The 24,790-nt window shown below is 63.8% G+C and carries 16 protein-coding genes; 6 read left to right on the forward strand and 10 right to left on the reverse strand.

The features are described from left to right. Position 1: 1 nt before the first annotated feature. A complete protein-coding gene (locus tag B6V73_RS01055) occupies positions 2-541 on the forward strand; it encodes a helix-turn-helix transcriptional regulator (protein WP_075774776.1) in 540 nt (179 codons plus the stop codon). Between the two features lie 117 nt (positions 542-658). Next, positions 659-1,282, forward strand: coding sequence for a lytic transglycosylase domain-containing protein (locus tag B6V73_RS01060; protein WP_088724293.1), 624 nt, complete (start codon positions 659-661; stop codon positions 1,280-1,282). Between the two features lie 99 nt (positions 1,283-1,381). On the opposite strand, the gene B6V73_RS01065 is transcribed toward B6V73_RS01060, so the two are convergent. Next, positions 1,382-1,939 (reverse strand): YSC84-related protein, encoded by a 558-nt coding sequence (locus B6V73_RS01065; RefSeq protein ID WP_075774778.1) that lies wholly within the window; start codon positions 1,937-1,939, stop codon positions 1,382-1,384. A gap of 141 nt (positions 1,940-2,080) precedes the next feature. After that, positions 2,081-3,082 (reverse strand): porphobilinogen synthase, encoded by a 1,002-nt coding sequence (gene hemB / locus B6V73_RS01070; protein WP_088722760.1) that lies wholly within the window; start codon positions 3,080-3,082, stop codon positions 2,081-2,083. A 157-nt stretch (positions 3,083-3,239) separates the two neighbouring features. On the opposite strand from hemB, the gene B6V73_RS01075 reads away from it, so the two are divergent. Together B6V73_RS01075 and mfd are read left to right on the forward strand one after the other, a co-directional pair. After that, positions 3,240-3,773 carry a hypothetical protein gene (locus B6V73_RS01075; RefSeq protein WP_075774780.1) on the forward strand — a complete coding sequence of 178 codons (534 nt, stop codon included), beginning with the start codon at positions 3,240-3,242 and terminating at the stop codon, positions 3,771-3,773. A gap of 49 nt (positions 3,774-3,822) precedes the next feature. Beyond that, positions 3,823-7,266, forward strand: coding sequence for a transcription-repair coupling factor (gene mfd / locus B6V73_RS01080; protein WP_088724294.1), 3,444 nt, complete (start codon positions 3,823-3,825; stop codon positions 7,264-7,266). Here the strand turns inward: mfd and B6V73_RS01085 are convergent. The 6 genes from B6V73_RS01085 to B6V73_RS01110 form a co-directional block, all read right to left on the reverse strand. Further along, positions 7,238-7,912 (reverse strand): class I SAM-dependent methyltransferase, encoded by a 675-nt coding sequence (locus tag B6V73_RS01085; protein ID WP_088724295.1) that lies wholly within the window; start codon positions 7,910-7,912, stop codon positions 7,238-7,240. The two genes, mfd and B6V73_RS01085, sit on opposite strands and share 29 nt — an antisense overlap. A gap of 66 nt (positions 7,913-7,978) precedes the next feature. Further along, positions 7,979-9,199 (reverse strand): multidrug effflux MFS transporter, encoded by a 1,221-nt coding sequence (locus B6V73_RS01090; protein ID WP_240496892.1) that lies wholly within the window; start codon positions 9,197-9,199, stop codon positions 7,979-7,981. Between the two features lie 138 nt (positions 9,200-9,337). Beyond that, positions 9,338-9,985, reverse strand: a complete 648-nt coding sequence (locus B6V73_RS01095) for a DsbA family oxidoreductase (RefSeq protein ID WP_075774783.1) — start codon at positions 9,983-9,985, stop codon at positions 9,338-9,340. Continuing rightward, positions 9,982-11,502: a class I adenylate-forming enzyme family protein gene (locus B6V73_RS01100; protein ID WP_088724296.1), complete on the reverse strand. Its 1,521-nt coding sequence runs from the start codon at positions 11,500-11,502 to the stop codon at positions 9,982-9,984. Before B6V73_RS01100 ends, B6V73_RS01095 begins: the two co-directional genes overlap by 4 nt. Before the next feature lie 278 nt (positions 11,503-11,780). After that, entirely contained in the window at positions 11,781-12,110 is a 330-nt protein-coding gene (locus B6V73_RS01105) for a hypothetical protein (protein WP_075774785.1), read from the reverse strand. 248 nt (positions 12,111-12,358) lie between these two features. Beyond that, on the reverse strand, positions 12,359-14,185 hold the full coding sequence (locus tag B6V73_RS01110) for an extracellular solute-binding protein (RefSeq protein ID WP_088724297.1): 1,827 nt from the start codon (positions 14,183-14,185) through the stop codon (positions 12,359-12,361). Between the two features lie 317 nt (positions 14,186-14,502). Between B6V73_RS01110 and B6V73_RS01115 the strand changes: the two genes are divergently transcribed. Beyond that, on the forward strand, positions 14,503-15,276 hold the full coding sequence (locus B6V73_RS01115) for a 3-hydroxybutyrate dehydrogenase (RefSeq protein ID WP_075774787.1): 774 nt from the start codon (positions 14,503-14,505) through the stop codon (positions 15,274-15,276). Between the two features lie 36 nt (positions 15,277-15,312). Here the strand turns inward: B6V73_RS01115 and B6V73_RS01120 are convergent, their stop codons facing one another. Beyond that, complete coding sequence (locus tag B6V73_RS01120) at positions 15,313-15,975, reverse strand: response regulator transcription factor (protein ID WP_088718624.1); 663 nt, start codon at positions 15,973-15,975, stop codon at positions 15,313-15,315. 198 nt (positions 15,976-16,173) lie between these two features. Beyond that, positions 16,174-17,658 carry an ATP-binding protein gene (locus tag B6V73_RS01125; RefSeq protein WP_168174845.1) on the reverse strand — a complete coding sequence of 495 codons (1,485 nt, stop codon included), beginning with the start codon at positions 17,656-17,658 and terminating at the stop codon, positions 16,174-16,176. A gap of 251 nt (positions 17,659-17,909) precedes the next feature. Between B6V73_RS01125 and B6V73_RS01130 the strand changes: the two genes are divergently transcribed. After that, complete coding sequence (locus B6V73_RS01130; RefSeq protein ID WP_088724299.1) at positions 17,910-24,731, forward strand: peroxidase family protein; 6,822 nt, start codon at positions 17,910-17,912, stop codon at positions 24,729-24,731. Positions 24,732-24,790: the final 59 nt, after the last annotated feature.

The following is a 24,790-nucleotide window of genomic DNA, read 5'->3' on the forward strand; positions in this document are numbered from 1 at the left end:
CATGGCGATATCGCGAGCGCGAGTCTCGGTCTGGACGAAAGAGGGCGCATTGGTCGCCCTCATCTTATTCCAGACGGCCTGTGCCGCTCTCTTCGTGGCAGACGTGTTCAACGACATCCGCGAAGCCGGACGGTTCACGGTGGATCTCAACATGGAGCTGTTCGCCAATCTCGGCCTGATCGCGGGCATCGTCGTCGAGGCGACGGTGCTCTGGGCGCTCCTGCGCCGTCAGGCGCGCGCGGATCGCACCATCGGGGCCGCACAGGGCGCGATGGCCGAGATGATGGGCGCGCAGTTCGACCAATGGGGGCTGACGCCCGCAGAGGCCGATGTGGCGGCCTTCACCATCAAAGGGTTCTCGGTCTCGGAGACCGCCTCCTTTCGCGGATCGAGCGAGGCGACGGTGAAATCCCACCTCAATTCAGTCTACCGCAAAGCAGGGGTCTCGGGCCGCTCCCAGCTTGTCTCGATCTTCGTGGAGGAGCTGTTTCACGGCCCCATCAAGGCTGATGCGAAAGCGCAACAGGCACGCGCAATCTGACGTTAGGGAAGCGAGTCGGCGGGAGATTGCCGAGGCATTCGGCGTTTTCCTTTAACTTTTTGCCGATTTCTTTATAGTTTGGCCCCGAAAATATGGACAGTGAATGGTAAGGGGCCGATGCGTAGGATGATCGGAATTCTCGGGCTTGCGGCGATCGCCGCGGCAACGGTGATGGCGGGCCCGATGAGCGCCCAGGCAGAGGGGCTGAGGCTCCAGGGTAACTCTTCGAAATCGCGTGCGATGCTGTTCCGAAACCAGACCAACATCCTCGACACGCGCGCAGCCCAGCAATACGAACATTCCTCGCGGCTGCGACCCGGCGGCAAGCTGGCCCAGACCGCCAGTGCCGAGAGCGTTCCACGCTACAACGGCAAGTATCGCGGCCAGTATATCAACACCGCGAAATCGGTGGCCTCGCGCCACGGCATTCCGACCGACCTGTTTCTGCGGCTCGTGCAGCAGGAGAGCGGCTGGAACCCGCAGGCGCGCTCGCACAAGGGGGCGATGGGGCTGGCGCAGCTGATGCCCGCGACCGCCGCGAAACTGGGGGTGAACCCGCGCGATCCGGCGCAGAACCTCGAGGGCGGCGCGCGCTACCTCAAGATGATGTATGATCGCTTCGGAAGCTGGCGGCTGGCGCTCGCGGCCTATAACGCTGGGCCGGAGGCGGTCGCGAAACATAACGGCATTCCGCCGTATCGCGAGACTCGCAACTATGTGCGGGTGATCCTCGGCGGTTGATCCGTTATGCGCCCGAAATCATGAAAAGCCCCGCAAGATCAGAGATCTGCGGGGCTTTCTTTATGTTTTGCGTTAAGGAAGCAGTCTAAGCGGCAGATTTTACGGAATGATTCGGGTATACTTGGTGCCCGCGAGCGTCGCGCCCGCCATCAGACCGGCCTGGCCGAAGACCAGCGCGATGATCGGCGCGGTCGAGGTCAGCGTGGAGGCCGAAATCGCGCCGCCCTGATCCGGCACCGCGTAGCGCGCATCCGCGCCCAGTTGCCAGCCATCGCCGCGGCGGAAGCTGGACAGCGCCTCGGGCGTCATGAAGAACAGGGCATGGGCATATTGCTGCGCGCCGATCTGCAGACCGAAACTCGCCGCTGCCGCCGCGTAGTAATCGACCGTCACGTTGTTGATCCGCAGTGCGCCGCGCCCGAAAGCCCCACCTACGCCGAAGCCCGCCTCGGTCATCAGCGGCATCCAGAGCACGCCCACCGATTTGTTCTCGAGGTCGCGCGTGCCGGGATATTTCGTCAGAAGGTAGTTCCGGGTGGCATCGACCCGCGCGTCCAGCTTGGCACTGCCTGCGCTGCCCACGCCGTTGCCGCAGGCCGCAAGGCCGAGCCCGGCACCGCCCATCGCCAGAAGGGTCCGTCTGGAAAGTTTCGTCATGTCTGTCGCTCCGCTCGATATGCCCGATCTCGCGCCGGGCTGAATGGTCTTATTACGACCGCTTGGCACAATTAATAGACGAGGGAACCCGCTTTGTCACTTCTTCTTGAGCCAATTCACGCCGAAGTGGCAAGACCCTGCTCAGCCGTTACCGAGCAGTTTCGCGGCCTCCGGCGCGAAGTAGGTAAGCACGCCATCGCAGCCCGCGCGGCGGAAGCTCATCAGGCTTTCGAGCATGACCTTCTCGTGGTCGAGCCAGCCGTTCTTCACCGCCGCCATGATCATCGCGTATTCGCCCGAGACCTGATAGGCATAGGTCGGTACGCCGAACTGCTCTTTCACGCGGTGGCAGATGTCGAGATAGGGCATCCCCGGCTTCACCATCACCATATCCGCGCCCTCGGAGAGATCGCGCGCGACCAGCCGGATCGCCTCGTCGGAATTTCCGGGATTCATCTGATAGGTTTTCTTGTCGCCCTTGAGCGCACCGGTGGCGCCGACCGCGTCGCGGAATGGTCCATAGAAGCCGGAGGCATATTTCGCGGCATAGCTGAGGATCGTCACGTCCGAATGACCCGCGCCTTCGAGCGCCGAGCGCAGCGCCGTGATCCGCCCGTCCATCATGTCCGAAGGCCCGAGGATATCGGCCCCGGCTTCGGCCTGCGCGATCCCCATTTTCACAAGACATTCAACGGTTTCATCGTTGAGGATAACCCCGTCGCGCACCAGCCCGTCATGGCCGTTCGCATTGTAGGGGTCGAGCGCGATATCGGTCATGATCGCGATCTCGGGCACCTCGGCCTTGATCGCGCGGATCACCCGGTTGGTGATGTTCTCGGGGTTCCAGGCCTCTTCGCAGGCCTCGGTCTTCACTGCCGGATCGGTATAGGGAAAGAGGCAGATCGCCGGGATGCCAAGCTTTGCGGCCTCTTCGGCGGCGCGCACCGCGCCCTCCAGCGTGCGGCGCACGACGCCCGGCATCGAGGGCACCTCGACATCCGCGCCCGGCACGTCGGTGATGAAGATCGGCCAGATCATGTCCTTCACGCTCAACCGGTGTTCCTGTGCCAGATCGCGAAGCGCTGCAGTGCGGCGCATCCGGCGCAAACGGGTGTGGGGGAAGGGCGGAAGGATCGGATTCATCGGCTGGCTCCTCTGGCTCGGGCAAAATGGGTGCCACGGATCGATGTAACAGGCAAGCGCGGCAGATCCGCGCGGGCTTCCGCTCGGGGCTGGGCTGGTCTATGCATCGTCAGGAGGGGGCGCGACACGACGACCCGGAAGAACGAGGGCGAGGGGCTTGGAAGTTTTCGACACGATCGCGCGGCTGATCGACCTGCGCAGCTTTTCCAACCTGTGGTATTGGATCGCCTTGGCCGCAGTCTGGTCTTCGGCCTCGCATTGGGTGTTGGGCGTGCCGTGGGACATGGTGATCCGCGCGCGCCGCAAGGGGGGCGACGCGGGTCAGGATCTGGCCGCGATGACGGCGCTGAGCGCACGGCGGCTAAACCGCATCCGGCGCGATGCCGGGTTCTCGATGTCGATCACCATCCCCTTCATGTTGAGCTTTCTCATCATCACCGGGTTCATCTACGGCTCGGAGACGGCGCAGGCTTTCGCTCTGCTGCTGGTGCCGATGATGGCCGTGTTCGGCTTGAGCCTGCGACTGGCGCATAAACTCGATGCAGAGCCCACGCTTGCGCATGACCCGGCGATTGCGATCAAGGCACTCTCGCGCCACCGGGTGAACGTGCAGGCGATCGGCGTGGTCGCGATCATCGTGAGCGCGCTCTGGGGAATGTATCAGAACCTTCTCGCCTCGATGCTGGTTTGACGCGCGAAGCAACTTGACACCGGAGACAGGCCGGATACCTCGCTTGGCTATGGAGCATTTTCTTCTCTCGGGCGCCCCGGAAGGGTTCGACGCCGCCTTGCTGGCCAAGGAACTTGCCAAGGGCAAGTCGGTCATCCATGTCGCGCGCGACGATCGCCGTCTGGCGGCCATGCGCGGGGCACTTGCGTTCTTTGCGCCCGAGGCGACGGTGCTGGACTTCCCGGCATGGGATTGTCTGCCCTATGACCGCGTCTCGCCCAATGCCGATATCTCCGCCACGCGGATGGCGACGTTGGCTGCGCTGGCTTCGGGGATGCCCGGGCCGTTCGTTCTGTTGACGACGCTTTCGGCTGCCATGCAGCGCGTGCCCGCGCGCGAGGTTCTGGCGGGCGCGAGCTTCACCGCGCAGGTCGGCAAGCGGATCGACGAGCAGGCGTTGCGCGAATTCCTCGTCCGGATGGGCTTCTCGCAGGCCTCGACCGCGTCCGAGCCCGGCGATTACGCGATCCGCGGCGGCATCATCGACATCTTCCCGCCCGGCGAGGGCGGTCCGGTGCGGCTCGATCTGTTCGGCGATGTGCTGGACGACGCGCGTGGCTTCGACCCGGTCAGCCAGCGCACGACCGAGAAACTGAAAGGCGTGGAGCTGGCGCCGGTCTCCGAGGTCATCCTCGACGAGGCAGCGATCACCCGCTTCCGGCAGAATTACCGGATCGAATTCGGCTCGGGCGGTGCGGAAGACCCGCTTTACGAGGCGGTTTCGGCAGGGCGCAAACAGGCGGGGATGGAGCATTGGCTGGGCTTCTTCCATGAAAAGCTCGAGACCATTTTCGACTATCTGCCCGATGCGTCGGTGATGCTCGACGACCAGATCGCGGCGCAGCAGGAAAGCCGTTGGGACGGCATCGCGGATCAGTATGACACGCGGCGCGAAGCGATGACCCGGCGCGACCGGCTGGACTCCGTCTACAAACCCGCGCCGCCGCAGCTTTTGTATTTGAACCCAGAGAGTTGGGAGGCGGTGTTGAAACCGCTTCGCGTGCTGCGCCTGCAGGTGATCCCGGCACCGCCCGGTCCCGGGATCCTGAATGCGGGCGGGCGCGTCGGGCGCAATTTCGCGCCCGAGCGCAAGGTGGAAAACGTCAGCCTGTTCAGCGCGTTGAAAGACCATATTCAAGCGCGTCTGGCCGATGGTCCCGTGGTGATCGCCTCGTGGTCCGAGGGGGCACGTGAGCGCCTGAAAGGCCTGATGGAAGACGAGGGCGTGATCGGCGCGAAGCTGATCGGATCGGCGCGCGAGATCGGGCCGGGGGTGAACCTCACGGTCTGGCCGCTCGACGAAGGGTTCGAAGCCCCGCGCGATGGCAGCGAGATGACCGTGATCTCGGAGCAGGACGTGCTGGGCGAACGGCTCGTCTCGAAGCCGCGGCGCAAGCGCAAGGCCGAGAACTTCCTGACCGAACACACGACGCTCTCGCCCGGCGATCTGGTCGTCCATGTCGATCACGGGGTGGGCCGCTACAAGGGGCTGGAGACGGTCACGGCCCTTGGCGCGCCGCATGAATGCGTGCTCTTGGAATATGCGGGCGGGGATCGCCTTTATCTTCCGGTCGAGAATATCGAACTGCTCAGCCGCTACGGCCATGAGGAGGGCTTGCTCGACAAGCTTGGCGGGGGCGCATGGCAGGCCAAGAAGGCCAAGCTGAAGGAACGCATCCGCAAGATCGCCGACAAGCTGATGCGGATCGCGGCAGAGCGTCACCTGCGTCACGCACCCATTCTGGAAGCGCCGCATCACGAGTGGGAAAGCTTCGCCGCGCGCTTCCCCTATACCGAGACCGACGACCAGATGAGCGCGATCGAGGATGTGGTGGACGATCTGAAATCGGGCACGCCGATGGATCGTCTCGTCGTGGGCGATGTGGGCTTCGGCAAGACCGAGGTCGCGATGCGCGCGGCCTTCGTCGCCGCGCAATCGGGCATGCAGGTCGCGGTGATCGCGCCGACGACGCTGCTTGCGCGCCAGCATTACAAGACCTTCGCCGAACGCTTCCGGGGCACCGCGCTGAATGTGAAACCGCTCAGCCGCTTCGTCTCCGCCAAGGAGGCGACGAAGACCCGCGAGGGGCTGCGCGACGGCACGGTCGATATCGTGATCGGCACCCATGCGGTTCTGGCGAAATCGGTGAAATTCGCCAATCTCGGCCTGCTGGTGATCGACGAGGAGCAGCATTTCGGCGTGCAGCACAAAGAGCGCCTGAAAGAGATGCGCTCGGAAATCCACGTGCTCACGCTGACCGCGACGCCGATCCCGCGCACGCTGCAACTCTCATTGACCGGGGTGCGCGACCTGTCGATCATCGGTACGCCGCCCGTCGACCGCCTTGCGATCCGTACCTATGTCTCCGAATTCGACACCGTCACCGTACGCGAGGCGCTTCTGCGCGAGCATTACCGCGGCGGGCAGAGCTTCTATGTCGTGCCGCGAATTTCCGATCTTCCCGAAATCGAGGAATTTCTGCAAACCCACGTGCCGGAGGTGAAATATCTCGTGGCGCATGGGCAGATGGCCGCGGGCGAGTTGGACGACCGGATGAACGCCTTCTACGACGGCAAATACGACGTCCTTCTGGCCACGACGATCGTGGAAAGTGGCCTCGACATCCCGACCGCGAACACGATGGTAATTCATCGCGCCGACATGTTCGGCCTCAGCCAGCTTTACCAGATCCGGGGCCGGGTAGGCCGCGCGAAGACACGCGCCTATTGCTACCTGACGACGAAGCCGCGCATGCCGCTGACGCCACAAGCGCAGAAAAGGCTGCGTCTGCTGGGCTCGCTCGACAGCCTCGGGGCCGGGTTCAACCTTGCGAGCCAGGACTTGGACCTGCGCGGCGCGGGCAACCTGCTGGGCGAGGAACAGTCGGGCCATATCCGCGAGGTGGGTTACGAGCTCTATCAGTCGATGCTGGAAGAGACGATCTCGAAGCTGAAATCGGGCGAACTGACCGAGACGGCGGATGGCGACTGGTCGCCGCAGATCAATCTCGGCGTGCCGGTGATGATCCCCGACAGCTACATCCCCGATCTCGACGTGCGCCTCGGCCTCTATCGTCGCCTGTCGAGCCTGACCACCAAGGTCGAGCTGGAAGGGTTCGCCGCCGAGCTGATCGACCGCTTTGGCGAACTGCCGAAAGAGGTCAACACGCTGCTGCTGGTCGTCCGGATCAAGGCGATGTGCAAACGCGCGATGATCGCCAAGCTCGATGCCGGGCCGAAGGGCGCGACCGTCCAGTTCCACAATGACAAGTTCCCCAACCCGCAGGGGCTCGTGGAATTCCTGACCGCACAGCGCGATCTGGCCAAGGTGAAGGACAACAAGCTGGTCATTCGCCGCGACTGGAAGAACGACAAGGACAAGATCAAGGGCGCCTTCGCGATCGCCCGCGATCTGGCCGAGAAGGTTATCGAGGCGAAGAAGACGAAGCCCTGAGCGGCTCCGCGCGGAACATCACCTGTCCGCGCGGCAGCATCCGGTCATCGCGGATAAGGCGCCAGCCAGCCGCCTCCGCCATCGCATAGAGCGCGGCTTCCGAAAGGTGATAGGGCGCGCGGGTCGCGTGGGTGACGACGCCGTCGTTCTGTCGGTGGATCGTGGCGCCTTCGGGGGCGAGGAATACTGTAAGCAGCAGGCACTCCAGTTGAGCAAAGCGCCGCAAGCCGTTGAAGCAATGTGCAATCGCGTCGCCTTCCAGATGCGGAAAGACACCGAAAGCGATGGCATGGGTGACCGTGTCGGTCACGACAGCAAAACCGAAATCCGCGTCTTCGACCAGCTGCATAGGATCGAGCCGGTCGCGCGCCTCCAACTCCGCCGCATAGCCCGCAAGCATCAGTGCGCGCGAGGCATCCGTGGCCCAGTAATGGCCGGGCTCCAGATAGGGCACCGCCTTGCAGCCCAGCCGCAACGCCCCCGCACCGATATCGAGAAGGACATGATCGGGCCGCAGCCCGTGATCCAGAAGCGCGGCCATCTGCGCGCGGCCCGTCTCGTCCCAGCGGCCGCCCACGATGTCGCGGTGGCGTCCCTTGGCGAGCGCCTCATCATAGAACCCGGGGCGGGCATAGGGCGACGACATCGGTGAGGCTCCGTGACAAGGGCGATGCGCGCATATGTAGCTTTTGCACCTGCGCGTAAAGCCCCGTCAGCCGGTTTCCTGCGTCTTGCGGATCAGCCACCAGGCGAGGCTCGAGCAGGTCAGCGTCGCGATCACCATCGGCAGCGCAGTGCCGTTGAAGGACAGGCCCACCGGGGCTGCGATGATCACCGCGCCGACGGTCGAAATCGCCGACACGATGGACGCCGCCATGCCCGCGATATGGCCCATATGTTCCAGCGCCAGCGCGTTGAGATTGCCGAAGGTCAGGCCCGCCATCGCGAAGACCGAGACCGAGTAGATGAAGATGAACGGGAAGCCCGCCGCGCCGTCAGTGAACCCGAGCAGCACCAGCACCAGCATTACCGCCGAGATCGCCACCTGGGAGATATAGGTCCCCTTGACGATCTTGCGCATCCCCAGCCGCATCACGTAGCGCGCGTTGAAGATCGTGGCCGAGCCCGCGAGCAGCGCGCCGATCGCGAACCACATCGGGAAGGTGTCGGTGACGCCATGCGCCGCGTAAAGCTGCTGCGCGGTGGACAGCAGGCCGAACATCTGCCCGAAGCCCAGCGTCATCGTCACGATATAGAGACGCACATCCGAATGGGTGATCACCTCCAGCGCCGCGGCGCGCAGCTTGGATACGCTCAGCGGTCGGCGATCCTCGGGGGCGAGCGTTTCGGGTTGGCGGATCATCAGCCAGCTCACGCCGACGCAGCCGAAGACCATGAAGGCCCAGAATACGCCGCGCCAGCCCGCGAGAGCGATCACCAGTTGGCCGACCGAGGGGGCGACGGCCGGCACGAGGATGAAGATCATCATGATGAATGAGGTGATCTTCGCCATCTCGCGCCCGGCGAAGAGGTCGCGCACCAGCGCCATCACCGTGATCCGCGGACCCGATGCGCCGATCCCTTGCAGCACCCGCGCCGCCAGAAGCGCTTCGAGGCTTTGCGCATGGGCGGCGACGAAGGCACCGACCATGTAGATCGCAATCCCCCCCGCGATGGTCTTGCGCCGCCCCAGCGCATCCGAGATCGGCCCGGCGAACAGCGTGCCCACGCCCATGCCCAGCACGAAGGCGGTCAGCACCAGCTGCGCACGGTTGACCGCGTCGGGGCTCAACTCTGCCGCGATCTGCGGCAGTGCCGGCAGCATCGCGTCGATCGAGAAGGCGACCGTCGCGATCAAGGAGGCGAGCATGACCGTCAGTTCGGGCAGCGAAAGGGGCGTGCGCGCCCGGGGCGCGTCAGAGATGTGGGACATTCTGGGGGACTTTCCGAGAGTCGGATCTATTCGAAACGCGAGCATAGGGAGCTGCGCCGATTTGGCCAGAGGGCCGGGCGCGCAGCCCCCTGTGCGCTCACGCGATAGTGACGGCGGCTGCGACGCCGGACAACTCGGTCAGTGCTGGGTCGCGTCGGACGGTGTGCCGGACAGCTCGTCGATGACCTGCAGCCACAGCTCGGTCGGTTGCGCGCCGCTCACCAGATGAGCATTTGCGACAACGACCGAGGGCACCGCGTTGATCCCACGCTCGCGCGCATGTTGTTCCTTGGCGACGATCGTGTCGATATCGGCATCCGAAGCCAGAAGCCGCTCCACCAGTCGCGGGTCCATCCGCGCCGCCTCGGCCACTTCACACAGCACGGTCGAGTCGCCGATATTGCGCCCGTCGCTCCAATGTGCGGCCAGCAGCCCCTCCATCGCCTCTTCCTGCCGCTCTTCCAGCCCCGCCCAATAGAGCAGGCGATGCGCGTTGCGGGTGTTCGGCTGATGGGTGACGCGCTCGGGGTGGAAATCGTAGCCTTCGGCCTCCGCGATCTCGAGCAGCTGCACATGCATCTTCGCCGCCCCGTCCTGACCGAACTTCGCCTGCAGGTAATCGGCGCGCGCCATCCCCTCGGGCGGCATGGTCGGGTTCAGCTCGAATGGCTGCCACGCACGCTGGAACGGGTGGTCGGGGCGTTGGGCGAGCGCCCGGTCGAGCCGCGCCTTGCCGATGAAGCACCACGGGCAAACGGGATCGGCGAAAATATCGAGCGTGATCATGAGGTGACCTCCTGTTGCAGCATGGTGCGGATTTCCGAGCGCAGCACCTTGCCGTTGCGGTTGCGGGGCAGGGCGGCGATATGGGCGTAAAGGCGCGGCTGCTTGTAGCGTGCAAGCCGGGCCTCCGCATGGGCGCGCAGCGTCTCTTCCCCGGCGTCGCCGGTATAGGCCAGTGCGATGACGCTTGCATCGACTTTCACCGCGATTTCGACCGCGGCCACGTCGCCTGCGCCGGGGCAGTCATGCATGACCTCCTCGACCTCGATCGGCGAGACGCGAAAGCCGCCCGCATTCATCATATCATAGCCGCGCCCGAGATAGGTGATCGCACCATCTTCGCCCATCGAGACCGTGTCGCCCGTGACGAACCACGGGCCGATCCGGCGCGCCGCAGTCTCTTCGGGCGAATTCCAATAGCCCAGATAGAGCCCCGGATCGCTTTCATGGATCGCCAGCTGACCCGGCTCGCCGCGCGGCACCGGTTGCCCGTCTTCACCCAGCACGGCGACATGACGGCCAGCCTGCGGATAGCCGCAGGTGCCGGGCGGCGCGGGATGGTCCGGACTGCCCGAGATGAAGGTCGAGCATTCGGACATGCCGAGCGCCTCATAGACCCTGGTGCCCGTCGCCGCGATCCAGGCTGCGCGCGTGGGCTCCGGCAGCGCCTCGCCCGCGCTCAGCCCATGGCGTAGCTTCGGCAGCGATAGCGCCTCATGATGTTTCAGGATTTGCCGGTAGACTCCGGGAGCGGCGGCGAAGATCGTCGCGTCGAAGCGCTTGAGCAGCAGGGGCAGGCTGCGCGGCTCTACCCCGTCCGCCGGGATCAGTGCGGTGGCCCCTAGTGTCCACGGGTCCATCAGCCCGGTGCCGAGCGTATAGGTCCAGTTGAAGGCGCCTGCATGCATCAGACGGTCGTCGGGCCCCATGCCATACCAGCCGCGATACATCATCTGCCGCGCCCAGATCGCGCGATGCGCATGCATCACGGCGCGCGCCGAGCCGCCCGTGCCGGAGGTGAAGATCATATAGGCGAGGCGGTTCGGATCGCCCATTGCGTAGTCGCAGGGGGCGGCGTCCCCGGCCTTGCGCAGAATATCGGCGGGGATTGCGCGCGCCGGATGCTCGGGCAGGGCTATCCCATCGCCCGCCACGACAGCCGCCGGATCGAGATCGCCCGCCAGTTTGGTAATCTCCGCCTCGGTCAGCTGCGCCGATGTCGGCACCGGCACCAGCCCGGCTGCGATGGCGCCAAGGAAAGCGATGGGAAATTCCGGACCGTTGCCCAGCCGCAGCATCACGCGATCTCCGGGTATCAGCCCCGCGTCGAGCAACAGCGTTCCCGCACCGCGCACCGCCGCGGTCAGCCGCCCATATGACCAGCGCTGCGCGCCCGAAGGCTTCACGATCTGCATCGCCAGCTTGTCCGGGGTCGCCGCGCCTGCCGCCAGAACATGCGCGGCCATGTTGAAGGCGCTCGGCGGGGCGGGGATCGGGTCTGTGCGGTAAACGGAATCCATGCCGCCTAGCTAGGACGCGGCGCGCGCCCGAGCAAGCCCGAACGCGCGCCCTTCACTCTGACTTCGCCTTGGCGAAATTATCTTGGGGTGGGACGAGCTGCCTTCCAATGGAAGGACGCCCCGCCGAACGCCCGGAGCGCAGAGGAAGGGCCACGACGCAGCGGGGGCAGAGCCCCCTGCAACTTTAGCCATGTGCGACCGTGCGCGGGAGCAAAGCGCCCATGTGGAGCAAAGCGCCCATGTGACGTGAAGTTTGCGCGCCTATGCGCGGGCTAAGCTTACTCGTCCTCTTCCTCGTCGTCGCCGAAGCGCGCGTCGTCGTCATATTCGTCCTCGCCTTCGGGGACGTATTTCGACGAGGCCGCGATCGAGTGACCGTCATGAGTCGGGTCCATGATCACGTCGGAGGGCAATTCGCCTCGCATCCAGTCGCGAATTTCGTCGCGCGCGTCGGCGGGCTCCTGTTCGGTCAGCTCGGCGATATAGCGGATGAAGGCTTTCTGATCGCCGTCGATCTCGTCAAGCTCGGCCTCGTCGGCATCCGGCCACCGATCCACGATAGCCTCGTAAAATGCCGCCCAGTTTTCCTCGATATGGTGCCATTTCATCGCTTTTGATCCTTTTCTTCACGGCTCGTGTCGCGGGTGACCCTCATACTGAGAAAGGGACGCGCGCGGGGCTTTGCAAGGCACAAGGCCGAGATAGCTCGCGCGGTTCCATATCGCCTTGAATTCCAGGAGTTACCTGAACCAGCCCTGCACCGAACGGGCACCGCCCGAGATGTCGTCGCCCACACCGGCCACCGTGTTGCAGCCCGCCATTGCCGCAGCGATCGCTGCCAGAAGGATGAGTTTCTTCATTGTCCTGCCTCTTCGTACCACCAGACATCGGGCTCGAAGCCCGGCCATGCCCCGTATAGCGGGGTCTTCTCAGGGTAGTGAAGCTGCTTGATATGGGCGATCCGGTCAACCGGTGCGTACCAGATCGGAATGACATAGCGGCCCGCAGTCAACACCCGGTCGAGCGCACGGGTCGCGGCGACGAAATCCTCGTGGCTTTTCGCATCGAGCATGGCCTTCACCATCGCTTCGGCGGCTGGGGAATTCATGCCCATCCAGTTGCGCGAGCCGGGCTCTTTCACGCCTTTCGAGCCCCAGTAGAGGTTCTGCTCGTTGCCGGGCGACAGTGACAGAGCGCGCCAGTACCACGCCATGTCGAAATCATAGGAATTGGTGCGCTGTGTGTATTGCGCATCGTCGATCACGGTCACTTTCGGGAAGATACCCAGCTTCTTGAGCGCCTCGGTGTAGATGTCGACGATGCTTTGCGTCTCGGCCGCGCCCTGTTGCAGCACGATCTCGAAGGTGAAGGGCTTGCCGTCCTTCTTGAGCACGCCATCGCTGTCGACCTGCCAGCCGGCCTCTTCCAGCAGCTTCGCGGCGGCGCGCATGTTCTTGCGGTTGCGCACGCCTCCGTCGGACGTAGGCAGGCTGTAGCCGTCGATCGTGCCGGGCGGGAGCTGATCGGCGAAGGGCTCCAGCAGGGCCTTCACCTTGCCCGCAGCGGCGCCGTGCTCCATCCCCAGCTCGGAATTCGAGAAATAGGACGAGATCCGCGGCTCCGCGCCGCCATTGATGGTCTTGTTGATGAATTCAAAGTTGAACGCGTCGATCATCGCCTGGCGCACCCGCCAATCCGCGAAAACCGGGTTGCGGGTGTTCATCACCAGCCCCTTGATCCCCGAGGGACGCCCGTTCGGAATCTCGGATTTGATCACGTCGCCCGATTGCACCGCCGGGAAGTCGTAGTTCCGGCCCCAGTCGGCCGCGTTCCATTCGGTGTAGCTGTCGGTCTCGCCGCCCTTGAAGGCCTCGAAGACGACGCCGCCATCGCCGAAATAATCATAGCGGATCGTGTCGAAATTGTTCCGGCCCTTGTTGAAGCCCAGATCCTTCCCCCAGTAATCGGGGTTGCGTTTCAGCTCGATATATTTGCCCGGTTCGACGCGGCCCACGACGTAGGGGCCGGAGCCGATCGGAGCCATATTGGTGGTGGAGGCGAAGTCGTGCCCCTCCCATTGCGACTTCTCGAGAACCGGGCGCATCCCCATGATCAGCGCCATTTCGCGGTCCTTCACCTCGGGTTTGAAGGTGATGCGGACCTTGCGATCGCCGGTCTTCTCGATCTTTTCGACCTTCGACCAGGCGTTCTGATAGCGCGGATGGCCTTCGGTCCCGAGCGTCTTGTAGGACCAGATGACATCCTCGACCGTCACCGGGTTGCCGTCGGAGAACTTGGCCTCGGGGCGCAGGGTGAATTCCACCCAAGTGCGGTCCGGGTCGGTCTCGACCGATTCGGCGAGAAGTCCGTAGAGCGTGAAAGGCTCGTCCATCGAGCGGCCCATCAGCGATTCGGCGACATAGCGGCTGATTCCTTCCGCCGGTCTCCCGTTCAGGATCCACGGGTTGAGCGAATCGAACATGCCGGCCACGCCAAATCTGATCTCGCCGCCCTTTGGGGCATCGGGATTGGCGTAGGGCAGATGGGTAAAGCCTGCGGGAAGTGCAGGCTCGCCGTACATTGCAATCGCAGGTTGTGGCTCCGCGGCGGCGATCCCTGTAAATACAGGGGCGAGCCCGAAAAGAGCCCCGCCGAGTAAATGGAAAAACACCGATCTCGTCATGTTAACAATCCCTGCCTTGCCTGCATTTATTGGCGCCAAGCTAGCGAGAGGTTTGAAACTGCGCAAACTTTTCCCTTGGAGAGCGGCGCAGGATTGCTTATAAGGGATGCACTGCTCGATAGGTTTCTTGCCTGTATGAAACCTGCCTCATGACTTGACGCCCGCCCTAGCGCGGGCGTCTTTTTTTACCTCATTACCCAAGAAAACAAGGCCCTCACCGCGATCTCACGCGGTATTGCGCTTGCAGCATGGCGTTCGCACGCGCGGCGCGGCATGATCCCGGCGAATCCGTCACTTACGTCACCGAAGGAGAGAACATGTCGCTTCAGGGAAAAACCGCCGTCATTACCGGGTCGAATTCCGGGATCGGTCTCGGGGTCGCGCGCGAACTCGCGCGCGCGGGCGCCGATATTGTCATAAACTCCTTCACCGACCGCGACGAGGATCATAAGCTCGCCGCCGATATCGCATCGGAATTCGGTGTCACCGCGCGCTACATCAAGGCCGATCTCTCGAAAGGTGCCGAAGCGCGCGCCCTGATTGAGCAGGCGGGCAAATGCGATATTCTCGTGAACAATGCTGGCATCCAGCATGTCTCGCCGATCGAGGAATTCCCGGTCGAGAAATGGGACGCGATAATCGCGATCATGCTGACCTCGGCCTTCCACACCACCGCCGTCGCGCTGCCGATGATGCGCAAGGCGGGTTGGGGCAGGGTCGTCAATATCGCCTCCGCGCACGGTCTGACCGCGTCGCCCTATAAATCGGCCTATGTTTCGGCCAAGCACGGCGTCGTGGGCCTGACCAAGGTCACAGCGCTCGAGACCGCGAAGGAAGACATCACCGTCAACGCGATCTGCCCGGGCTATGTGAAGACCCCGCTCGTCGAGGCGCAGATCCCCGACACGGCGAAGGAATACAACATGACCGAGGAAGAGGTGATCGAGAAGGTCATCCTCGCGCGCCAGCCGTCGAAGGAATTCGCGACGGTCGAGCAGATCGGCGGCACCGCCGTGTTCCTGTGCTCGGACGCGGCGGCGCAGATCACCGGGACCACGATCTCGGTCGATGGCGGCTGGACCGCGCTGTAACCTGAAAGACTGGCGGAGCGGTTTCGCTCCGCCTCTTCAATAGGGGCGCGACGAGAGCGTACGCTCATGCGCCTGACGATGCGCGATCACGGCCTCCAGCCGGTTCTTCACCCCGTATTTCTGCATGATATTGGTCATGTAGAACTTCACCGTCTTCTCGCTGATCGCGAGGCGCTTGGCGATTTCGCGGTTTGTCTTGCCGCGCTCCAACTCGCGCAGCACCTGCATCTCGCGGTGGGTCAGGCTCTCGCTCTCGGATTTTTCCTGCCCCGAAAGCGCCGCCTGCAGCAGCGCCGCCGCGAAGCTCGGCGAAACGAATGTGCCGCCGTGCAGGATCGCGTCGATTGCCGCCTGGAGTTCCGAGACGCCGACCCCTTTGAGAATGTAACCCTTCGCCCCCGCGCTCATCGCTTCGATCGCGGTGGCGGGCTCGTCGCAGGCGGTCAGCAGGATGCATTGCATGGACGGGTCGTGATCGATGATCTTGCGAAGCGCGTTCAACCCGCCGCCGGGCATGCTGAGATCGAGGATCATCACGTCGGGCCGTCGCGCCCGGGCAAGCTCGATCGCGTCGATGGCGGAACTGCCTTGATCGAGCACGTCGATATCGAGCGCGTCCTGCAGCACGGCGCACAGCCCCTGCCGGAAAATTGGATGGTCGTCTACAATACAAGCCGTCGTCGGCACAAAATCGGACATCGAAATACCCCTTGAACGATCCCGCGACCGCGTTCCCCAACGCGTGAAGGCCAAGCCATCCGGACTGTCGCGAAATCCGTCTTCCCCCCGGACGTCCAGAATGAAGAGGTCTTGAAGAAACACAATAAAGAAAGACGCTTATCATCTAGCCCCATCGGTGTATGGGCGTAGCTCCAAAGGTTTACCTTTGCGTCACTTTCAGGGGCGTTCCGGTTCGAGCGGGATACGGCAGATCACCTCCGATCCCTGCGGCTCAAGCAAGCGGAACTCGAGCGTGCCTCCCAGCGATTGCGCCCGGAATTGCATCCCCGGCAGACCAAGCCCGCCCTCGCGGTATTCGCGCTCCTGCGGGAGGGTGTAGCCGGGGGCCGCGCCGCTGTCGCTTATGCGCAGAACGAAATCGCCATCCTCTTGATAGGTTTCGATTTTCTGCGTCGAGCCTGGAGCGTGTCGCGCGGCATTGGCCAGCGCTTCCTGCACGATCCGGCCCAAGGTGCGCCGCGTCGTCTCGGACAGTTCCGGAGCGTCAGGTGCGAGCGAAAGCGTGACCTCCAAACCGGTGCGTCGGCGGTGATCGGTGGCGAGCGTTTCGACCAGCGCGGCCAGCGTCGGCGCAGCGTCGAATTGCGGCGCGACCAATCCGCCCGAGATGGCACGGATTTCCTCCATCGTCTTGCGCGCAACTTTTTTGATTTCCGAGACAATCCCGGCCGCTTTCGCTTCATCGGTCGCCCCGGGCGAACGAATCAGATGCTCCAGCCGGTCGATCTCCAGCACCAGGTAGGAGAGAAGCTGGCAGGCGCCGTCATGCAGGTCCGCGCCGATCCGACGTTTCGCGCGCTCGTCGATTTCGGCGGCATTCCGCGCGGCTTCGGCGATCGAGCGGTGCAGTTGCGAATTGCCGAGCAGCAGCCGCTCGCGCTCGGCGAACTGGCGGCGGAGCTCGACGGTCTGGCGCTCGATCGTCAGGCTGCCGCGCTGCACGATCAGGAACAGCATGGTGAACACGATGATCGCCACTGGCCCGACAAAGAGCCATGTCGTCTTGGCGGAGGTCAGCAGCGCGCCCCGGACCACATCGGCGTTCTGATAAAATTCTCCGACGGCAAGAATGGTGCCGGTCTCCAGGTCGCGCAGCGGCGCATAGATTTCATAGAGATGTACGCCCAGCGCGCGCTCGGCATCATGGGCCGCGTCCTCGAGATCGGGAAACCTTCCGAAGACATTCCCCTTGAGAGCCTCGAAGATCTCGTCGTCGGGCAGCACATGGCCAAGCCCTGCATCGGGCGCGAAGATCAGCTTGCCCTCGCGGCTCCAGATCTTGATGGCGAGGAAGTTGCCCTGTTTGCGAAACCCCTCCGCGAGCGCGTGCAGCGCGGCGAGATCTTCGGCGCGCAACGCGTCCGATCGGCCCAGCGCCTGAACATGCGGCTGCAGAAGGTTCTGCATGTAGAAGGCGGCAGTGTCGGCAGAGGCGTCGAGAAGCCGGGTCGTCGCGCGGTTGTTGATCCAATAGGCGAGGGAAGCCAGCAAGAGGCTCAGCACCAGGCCCAGACCCACCAGAAACTGAAGGGATAACGAAAATCCCAGAAACCAGCGCAGCGGGTTACGCACCGGCTGCACCCGGTCCGGGGCCCCCACATCCCCGACCTTGGTCGCATCGCTCTTAGACCTTCGTCCCATGTTCCCTTGCGTCCTTTGGCGAGGAGCGTTCCCGACCATAGGGGAAAATCGCGTTGGACCTAAGACAATTTTCGTCGTCCCGATTCGATGGCCTCATGGAAACAGGAAAAGCGCCGAGCTTGTGGGGGTGTCGGCGAGAGATGCGGCGCAGGGGTGTTTGCCGTCTCGCACAGCCTCCTATGAACCGAGCTTCGGCAATGGGTGTGACACGGACCGCGATGCGCGGGCCGAATTGGTCTTAGGGGGCTACCATGACGATCAAACTGGCCGGAGCCGATCTCGATTATCTGCTGCAACAGGCAAATATCCTGAACGATTATTCGCGACTGACGAGCGCGCTCGACCCGAACGGGGTGCGCGAAGTGTCGGGCCACAACAACAACCTCGCGGGCGGCTATACCGTCGATGAGAACGGCAACGTCGTCTGGACCGGCGGTGGCAACGTGCATCCCGATTGGGGGCAGGCCGATACCGAGTTCCTGCGTATGTTCATGACAAACCACCCGACCGAGCCGGAATACGGCACCTCTTATGCGACCGTGCAGAAGATGTGGGTGACGCTGGTGCTGCCCGACAGCGAGGGCCGTCTGCCCGGCGATCTCGATTATGTCCCGACCTCGAAGCCGGTGCTGGTCGACAACCCGATGTCGATGTCGCCCTCGATGTTCGTGGCCGACTCGAACGGCGTGGCACCGGGTGCACCGGGCTACCTGCCAACCGTCAATGCGACGTCGATGATGACCGCGATGTCGGACGCGCAGCCGGAATACCAGTTCACAAGCGATGGCTCGACGCTGGATATCCTCAACAGCTCTGTCGTGGTGGATTCGACGCCGCGCCTGATCTCGCAGCTGATCAGCAGCTCGAATGTCGACATGACCGATCCGAACTACAACCCGGCTGCGGTCGCGGCGATGAACGCGCTTGGCGGCTCGGCAGTGGATGTGTCGAACTCCGTGGTGGGCGATATCACCACCGCATTCATCCCGAATCCCGGCGTGCTGGGCGGGGTGAGCTATAACGAATGGTTCGTGGCCTTCGGTCAGTTCTTCGATCACGGGCTGGATTTCATCCAGAAGACCGGCGGCGTGGTCATGATCCCGCTGAGCCCGAACGATCCGCTCTACGTTGATCCGATGTATGCGCCGAACCCGGATTACGTGGATGCGGCGACCACGCCGAACGTTCCCGAGATGATCGCGACGAACCCGTCTTACATTCCCGGCGTCTCGAACATGATGATGCTGAGCCGCGGGAAACTGTCGAACCCCGATACGGATTTCGACGATCAGGGCAACCTGCTGCCCGGCGTGACGCCGCTCTACAACAACAATACCGGCCTGATGATCGATCAGAGTCAGACCTACGGCTCGCACGAGTCGGTCAACGCGCTGCTGCGGCACTACGATGCGAATGGCGTCGTCACTGGCAGGCTGATCACCGGATCCGAGGACGGGATCGTCCATCGCCAGGATGCGAATGGAAATCTCGTGGCGCTCGACGTTTCGGACGGCTCGGCAATCGCGCCCGATGGTACGGAGGTCACGGGTAAGGAAGAGCTTGCGACCTGGGCCGACATGAAGGTCAACGCGATGCGGATTGGCGTCGAGCTGATCGACACGGATGTGCTCGATTGCCCGTGGATCAACGCCGATGCGATCGGTCGGCTGAACTTCACGCCGCAGCAGGATTTCCACTTCCGTTCGGATCAGAGCATCGCCGATATCGACGAGATGTTCGCGATGACGCCTGACGGCGTCGATATCGACGGCATGACCTACCACTCCTACGCGCAACTGGAAGCCGCGGGCTACGATCCCTTTGTGCGTTGGACGCTGCAGGATGCAATGGACGGCCATTGCGCGGCGGCTGATATCGGCGAAGTGCGCACGACGAACCAGCCGATCCTGATCGATATCGCGCATGGCGCGACGCCGGGCCTCGACTTCCAGGGCAACGAGCTGAACCCGGCCTCGGATCCGAATTCGGGCGCTTTCACCTATGACGACGCGCTTCTGGCCCGTCACAAGGTCTCGGGCGACGGCCGCGTGAACGAGAACATCACGCTCACCTCGGTCCACCACGTCTTCCACGAAGAGCACAACATCCAGGCCCATAACATCATGATGTCGGCGGTCCGCGATGCGATCGAGACCGGTGACCTCAGTGGCCTGAACGGGACCGACGCGGCCAACGAGGGCTGGCTCGCGGTGGATGTCGATCAGGCGACCTTCGACAGCTGGGCCGGGACCGACCTGACCGACGACGTGGCTGTGCAGGCCATCGTGGACAGCCTCACCTGGGATGGCGAACGCGTCTACCAGGCCGCACGTCTGATCACCGAGAGCGAGTACAACCACGTCGCGGTCGATCAATACATGACGACGCTCTACCCGGCGCTGCCGGAATTCGTGTCCTACTCGGCCGATATCAACCTCAATATCAGCCTTGAATTCGCGCAGGCGGTGTTCCGTCTGGGTCACTCGCAGCTGCGCGAAACCGTGCAGATCGCGGTGACTGACGACGCCGGCGTCCATCCGGGCGAGCCGGGCTACGTGCCGACCTATGTCGAAAGGGGTCTCTTCGACGTCTTCCTCAATCCCGATCAGTTCGACGCCTACGGCGCATCCGGGATCGCTGCGGGTCTGCTGTCCCAGCAAGGCAACGAGATGGACGAATTCGTCACCGCGGCCCTGCAGCAATCGCTGGTCGGCGTGCCGCTCGACCTGGCCGCGCTGAATATCGCGCGCGGTCGCGATGTCGGGCTGCCGACGCTGAACGAGCTGCGCCAGCAGGTCTTCGACGGGCTGATGCAGAATACCTCGAACAACGCCAATGGCGCGGGCATCGCGCCCTATCACAGCTGGGAAGATTTCGGCGCGCATCTGCGCACCCCGGAATCGCTGGTGAACTTCATCGCGGCCTATGGCCGGGACGAAGCGGGCACGTTCAAGCTGCAAGAGGCGCGCGACGCCTATCAGGCGGGCACGGGCGAGCTGTGGCAGATCCGCGAGAAGGCGCAGGCGATCATCGATGCGGCGGCGGATGCGTCCGATCCGCGGCATGACGCGGCGCTGATGTTCATGCGCGGCTCGGGCGAGCCCACTTACACTCCGGGCGAGGGCTGGACGCTCTCGGGCGGTTCGGGCGATCAGGGCTTCTGGGATATCGACCTCTGGGTCGGCGGTTTGGCCGAACAGCCGATGTTCGATGGCCCGCTCGGCACGACGTTCAGCTTCATCATGCTGGACTTCACGCAGCGCCTGCAGGATGGCGACCGGTTCTATTACCTCTACCGGATGCCGGTCGGTCACCATCTGGGCGACCAGATCATCGGCGAGCAATTCGCCCACCTGATCATGCGCACCACCGGGCTGGAGCATATCCCGGATGCCTTCGCGACGCCCTCGGCCACCTATGTGCTCGACGGCGAGACCTCGGCGGGCACATTCAACGACAATGCCCGCGATGGTCTGGTGGCGGATGGCACCGACGCCTACCAATACAACGATTACTTCAACGCCACGCTGGAGCGGCTGCCCGACGAGGTGCGCCAGATCGACGTCGGCAATGGCAGTTTCGAAGATCAGGTCATGGGCAATGGTGTCGGCACGACCAACACGAACGGCACCTACCTGAACGGCGCGCCGCAGGGTTGGCAGCTGACCAATGGCGGCACCTGGGCGCCCGAGACCGAAGTGCTCTCGGCCGATCCCAATCCGCCGGTGGACGGCGCGATGCTGACCGGCGATCAGGTCGCCTACCTCGGCGATGCCGCAATCCTGTCGAAGACGGTGCAGACACCGCTCGTCGAGAACGCGACCTATACACTGACCTTCGACGTGATCGACCGTCTCGACCGTGAAGCGACCGGCGGCGAGGCGAAGCTCTTCGACAGCAACGGAAACCTGCTGGGCTCGGTCATCTTCGACCCGCCGACCGTGAACGGTGGCAAGGTGACGGTGACGCTGGTGAGCGACCCGATCCCGGCTTCCTCTGCGGGACTGGACCTGCGCATCGTGATCGAGAAATTCGATCTCGCGGGCTCGATGGACCAGATCCTGATCGACAATGTCCAACTCACCGAGAGCATCCCCGGCGGTCCGGCCAATGACGGCCATATCACGGTGATCGGCCTCTCCGGCGACGACTTCATCGTCGGCGCTCTGGGCGATGACGTGCTCTACGGCGACGAAGGCAACGACCGCATCGAAGGCGCGCAGGGTAACGATCATATCTATGGCGGCGACGGCGACGATTACATCACCGATTACGAGAACGACGACTTCATTCTCGGCGGACTCGGCAACGACACGATCTTCGCCGGTCCTGGCGTGCTCGATACGGCGCATGGCAACGAGGGCGATGACGAGGTCCATGGCGGCGACGGCATCGACGAGGTCTTCGGCGACGACGGCGATGACCGGCTCTATGGCGAGGGCGACACCGACCTGATGATGGGCGGTGACGGCAACGACTACATGGATGGCGGCGACAGCGTCGACGAGATGTTCGGCGGCAACGGCGCGGACTGGATGGTCGGCGGCGTCGGCGACGACAACATCAACGGCGGCTCGGGCAACGACCTGCTAGAAGGCGGCCTCGGCCCGACCGCGAACGATGGCGACCGCCTCAACGGCGACAGCCCCGCGCAGCTCAACCCGGTGATCGAGTTCAACGGCGACGGCACAGAGGGCGACATGGATATCGGCTCCTACGAGGACGCCTATATCAACGTGATCGCGAACCTGCAGACCTCGAACAACGCAGGCACCGGGTCGGTCCTGATGGACCAGTATGCCTTCCTCGAAGGGCTCGTCGGCTCGCAATACAATGACGAGCTGACCGGCGCGGACGAGAACGGCATCGGCTCCAACGGGATGAACAACTATCTCGTGGGCGGCGGCGGCGATGACAAGCTGACCGGTCTGGGCGATGGGGGCGACGAGACCACGGGTCAGGCCGATTTCATCTTCGGCGACAGCGTGGTCGTGGACTCGAACCTCTACTGGATCGGCGACAACCGTCACGACCAGTCGGTGGTCGAGGTCGACCGGATCGAGAACTGGTACGGCACCGGCGACACCCGTGTGGTGTTCTCGGACGGCTCGCTGGGCCACATCCTCGGCGACACCGGGGCGGAGGGCACCGACACCGCGCTCTATACCGGCAACCGCGACGACTACCGCATCGAGCTGATCGCGATGAACGGCCAGCAGGCGGTTCGGATCACCGATCTACGCAGCGGCACCGACAACCAGGGGAACCCGGTCGCGACCGATGGCGTGGATATCCTCGTCGGCGTCGAATTCGCCAAGTTCGCGAATGGCGAGATGCTCTCGCTCGCGGCGGACCCGATGTCCGACATCATGTGGAATGTGGGCGGCGGCGGCGGCGTTCTGGGGACACTCACCGCAGACGTGCCCTTCGATGGACAAGCGAGCTATCAGCTGGTCTCGGCCTCGACCGGGCTCAGCCTGAGCGGAGCCAACAACGCGGGTGTGCAGCTTGACGGCGGGGTGCAGGACAACTTGAACCTGAGCCTCGAAGTCACCGCCACCGATACCGCCGGTACCCAGGTTACCGAGACCTTCGATATCGTCACGGGCGATCAAAGAAGCAATTTGATCGATCTCTCGATGGCGACCAATGACACCGTGATCTACGGGAAGGGCGGCGGAGACACGATCATCGGCGGCGCGGGCAATGATACCATTGTCTGGCGTGCCGGGGACCGGCGCGACCTCGTCGACGGCGGCGCCAATGGCAAGGCGGGCGACCGCTTCGTGATCAATGGCAACAACGGCTCCGAGACCTTCGTGATCTACACGATGGCGGCGGCGATGCTGGCAAACCTCAATGTGCGAAATCCCTCGGCCGAGATCGTCGTGACCCGCAACGGGAATGTGATCGCGGAATTGAACAATGTCGAAGAGATCACCGTCAACACGCTCGACGTGACCGCTGGCAACGTACCCGAAGGCGGCACGACCGGGGGCGACACGGTCCAGATCGTGGGCGATTTCTCGGGCACGAGCCTCGCCTATTCCACGATCACCATCAATGGCGACGCGGGCGACGACACGGTCGACATCTCGGGACTCACCTCGGATCACCGCATCGTCTTCAACGGCGGCGGCGGAGATGACATGGTGGTCGGCAGCGAACGTCCGCAGGACGAAGTTCACGGTGCCCGATATGGCACGCGCTCGGAGAGTTCCGATCAGGACGGCTCGAACAGCGGCAGCGATGGCGGCGCCGACGACAGTTCCGACGACGCGATGTCCGACGGGGTGGTGCTGGTCGGCGACGACACCGCCGAGACCTTCATCGGAATGGAGGGCAATGACGTCATCTTCGCAGGCGGCGGCGCGGACAATGCGCTTGGCAACGGCGGCGACGACATGATCTTCGGCGATGGCGGGGCGGATCGCCTCTTCGGCGGCGACGGTGACGACGTGATCGAAGCCGGCAAGGGGCATGACATGGTCTTCGCCGATGATGGCGACGACACGGTCATCGCGACCGAGGACGACGGGGCCGACAGCTACTGGGGCGGAGAGGGCTCGGATACGCTCGACTACGCCGCGATCCAGGCCTCGGTCGAGGTCGATCTGGGCCACGGCACCAACGGCCACGGCCAGGTGATGATCGGCGAGACCGCCGACCAGATCTACAGCTTCGAGAACGTCATCACCGGCAGCGGCGACGACACGATCATCGCCAACGGCGCGGTCAACGTGATCGATGGCGGCGGCGGCCACGACACCTTCGTGTTCAACTCCGCAGCCGATGCCGACGGCGACCGGATCAACGGCTTCGCACCGGGCGACAAGATCGACCTGAGCGGGATCGACGCAGATCAGGGCGCGGCCGGTTCGCAATCCTTCGTCTTGTTCGCGGCTGGCGATTTCAGCGCCGCGGGCGAACTGCGGGTCTCCTTCGAGATGCGCGACGATGGCGAGCACACCATCATCGCCGGCAATGTCGACGACGATCTGGATGCCGATTTCGAGATCGACCTCACGGGTCATCACATGCTCGACGCCTCTGATTTCAACGGAGTGAACTAAGGGTTGGCGCCCGGCGGAGGGGTCCGTCGGGCGCTTTGTACATAAGTCTCAAGATCTTG

Origin of the sequence: Thioclava sp. JM3 (assembly GCF_002213185.1) — a bacterium.
Classification (GTDB): domain Bacteria; phylum Pseudomonadota; class Alphaproteobacteria; order Rhodobacterales; family Rhodobacteraceae; genus Thioclava; species Thioclava nitratireducens.

Excerpts from the sequence above, each read along its gene's own strand:
- B6V73_RS01055 (WP_075774776.1), top strand. The coding sequence starts at position 2 with ATGGCGATATCGCGAGCGCGAGTCTCGGTCTGGACGAAAGAGGGCGCA.
- B6V73_RS01060 (WP_088724293.1), top strand. The coding sequence starts at position 659 with ATGCGTAGGATGATCGGAATTCTCGGGCTTGCGGCGATCGCCGCGGCA.
- B6V73_RS01065 (WP_075774778.1), bottom strand. The coding sequence starts at position 1,939 with ATGACGAAACTTTCCAGACGGACCCTTCTGGCGATGGGCGGTGCCGGG.
- hemB (WP_088722760.1), bottom strand. The coding sequence starts at position 3,082 with ATGAATCCGATCCTTCCGCCCTTCCCCCACACCCGTTTGCGCCGGATG.
- mfd (WP_088724294.1), top strand. The coding sequence starts at position 3,823 with ATGGAGCATTTTCTTCTCTCGGGCGCCCCGGAAGGGTTCGACGCCGCC.
- B6V73_RS01085 (WP_088724295.1), bottom strand. The coding sequence starts at position 7,912 with ATGTCGTCGCCCTATGCCCGCCCCGGGTTCTATGATGAGGCGCTCGCC.
- B6V73_RS01090 (WP_240496892.1), bottom strand. The coding sequence starts at position 9,199 with ATGTCCCACATCTCTGACGCGCCCCGGGCGCGCACGCCCCTTTCGCTG.
- B6V73_RS01095 (WP_075774783.1), bottom strand. The coding sequence starts at position 9,985 with ATGATCACGCTCGATATTTTCGCCGATCCCGTTTGCCCGTGGTGCTTC.
- B6V73_RS01100 (WP_088724296.1), bottom strand. The coding sequence starts at position 11,502 with ATGGATTCCGTTTACCGCACAGACCCGATCCCCGCCCCGCCGAGCGCC.
- B6V73_RS01105 (WP_075774785.1), bottom strand. The coding sequence starts at position 12,110 with ATGAAATGGCACCATATCGAGGAAAACTGGGCGGCATTTTACGAGGCT.
- B6V73_RS01110 (WP_088724297.1), bottom strand. The coding sequence starts at position 14,185 with ATGACGAGATCGGTGTTTTTCCATTTACTCGGCGGGGCTCTTTTCGGG.
- B6V73_RS01115 (WP_075774787.1), top strand. The coding sequence starts at position 14,503 with ATGTCGCTTCAGGGAAAAACCGCCGTCATTACCGGGTCGAATTCCGGG.
- B6V73_RS01120 (WP_088718624.1), bottom strand. The coding sequence starts at position 15,975 with ATGTCCGATTTTGTGCCGACGACGGCTTGTATTGTAGACGACCATCCA.
- B6V73_RS01125 (WP_168174845.1), bottom strand. The coding sequence starts at position 17,658 with ATGGGACGAAGGTCTAAGAGCGATGCGACCAAGGTCGGGGATGTGGGG.
- B6V73_RS01130 (WP_088724299.1), top strand. The coding sequence starts at position 17,910 with ATGACGATCAAACTGGCCGGAGCCGATCTCGATTATCTGCTGCAACAG.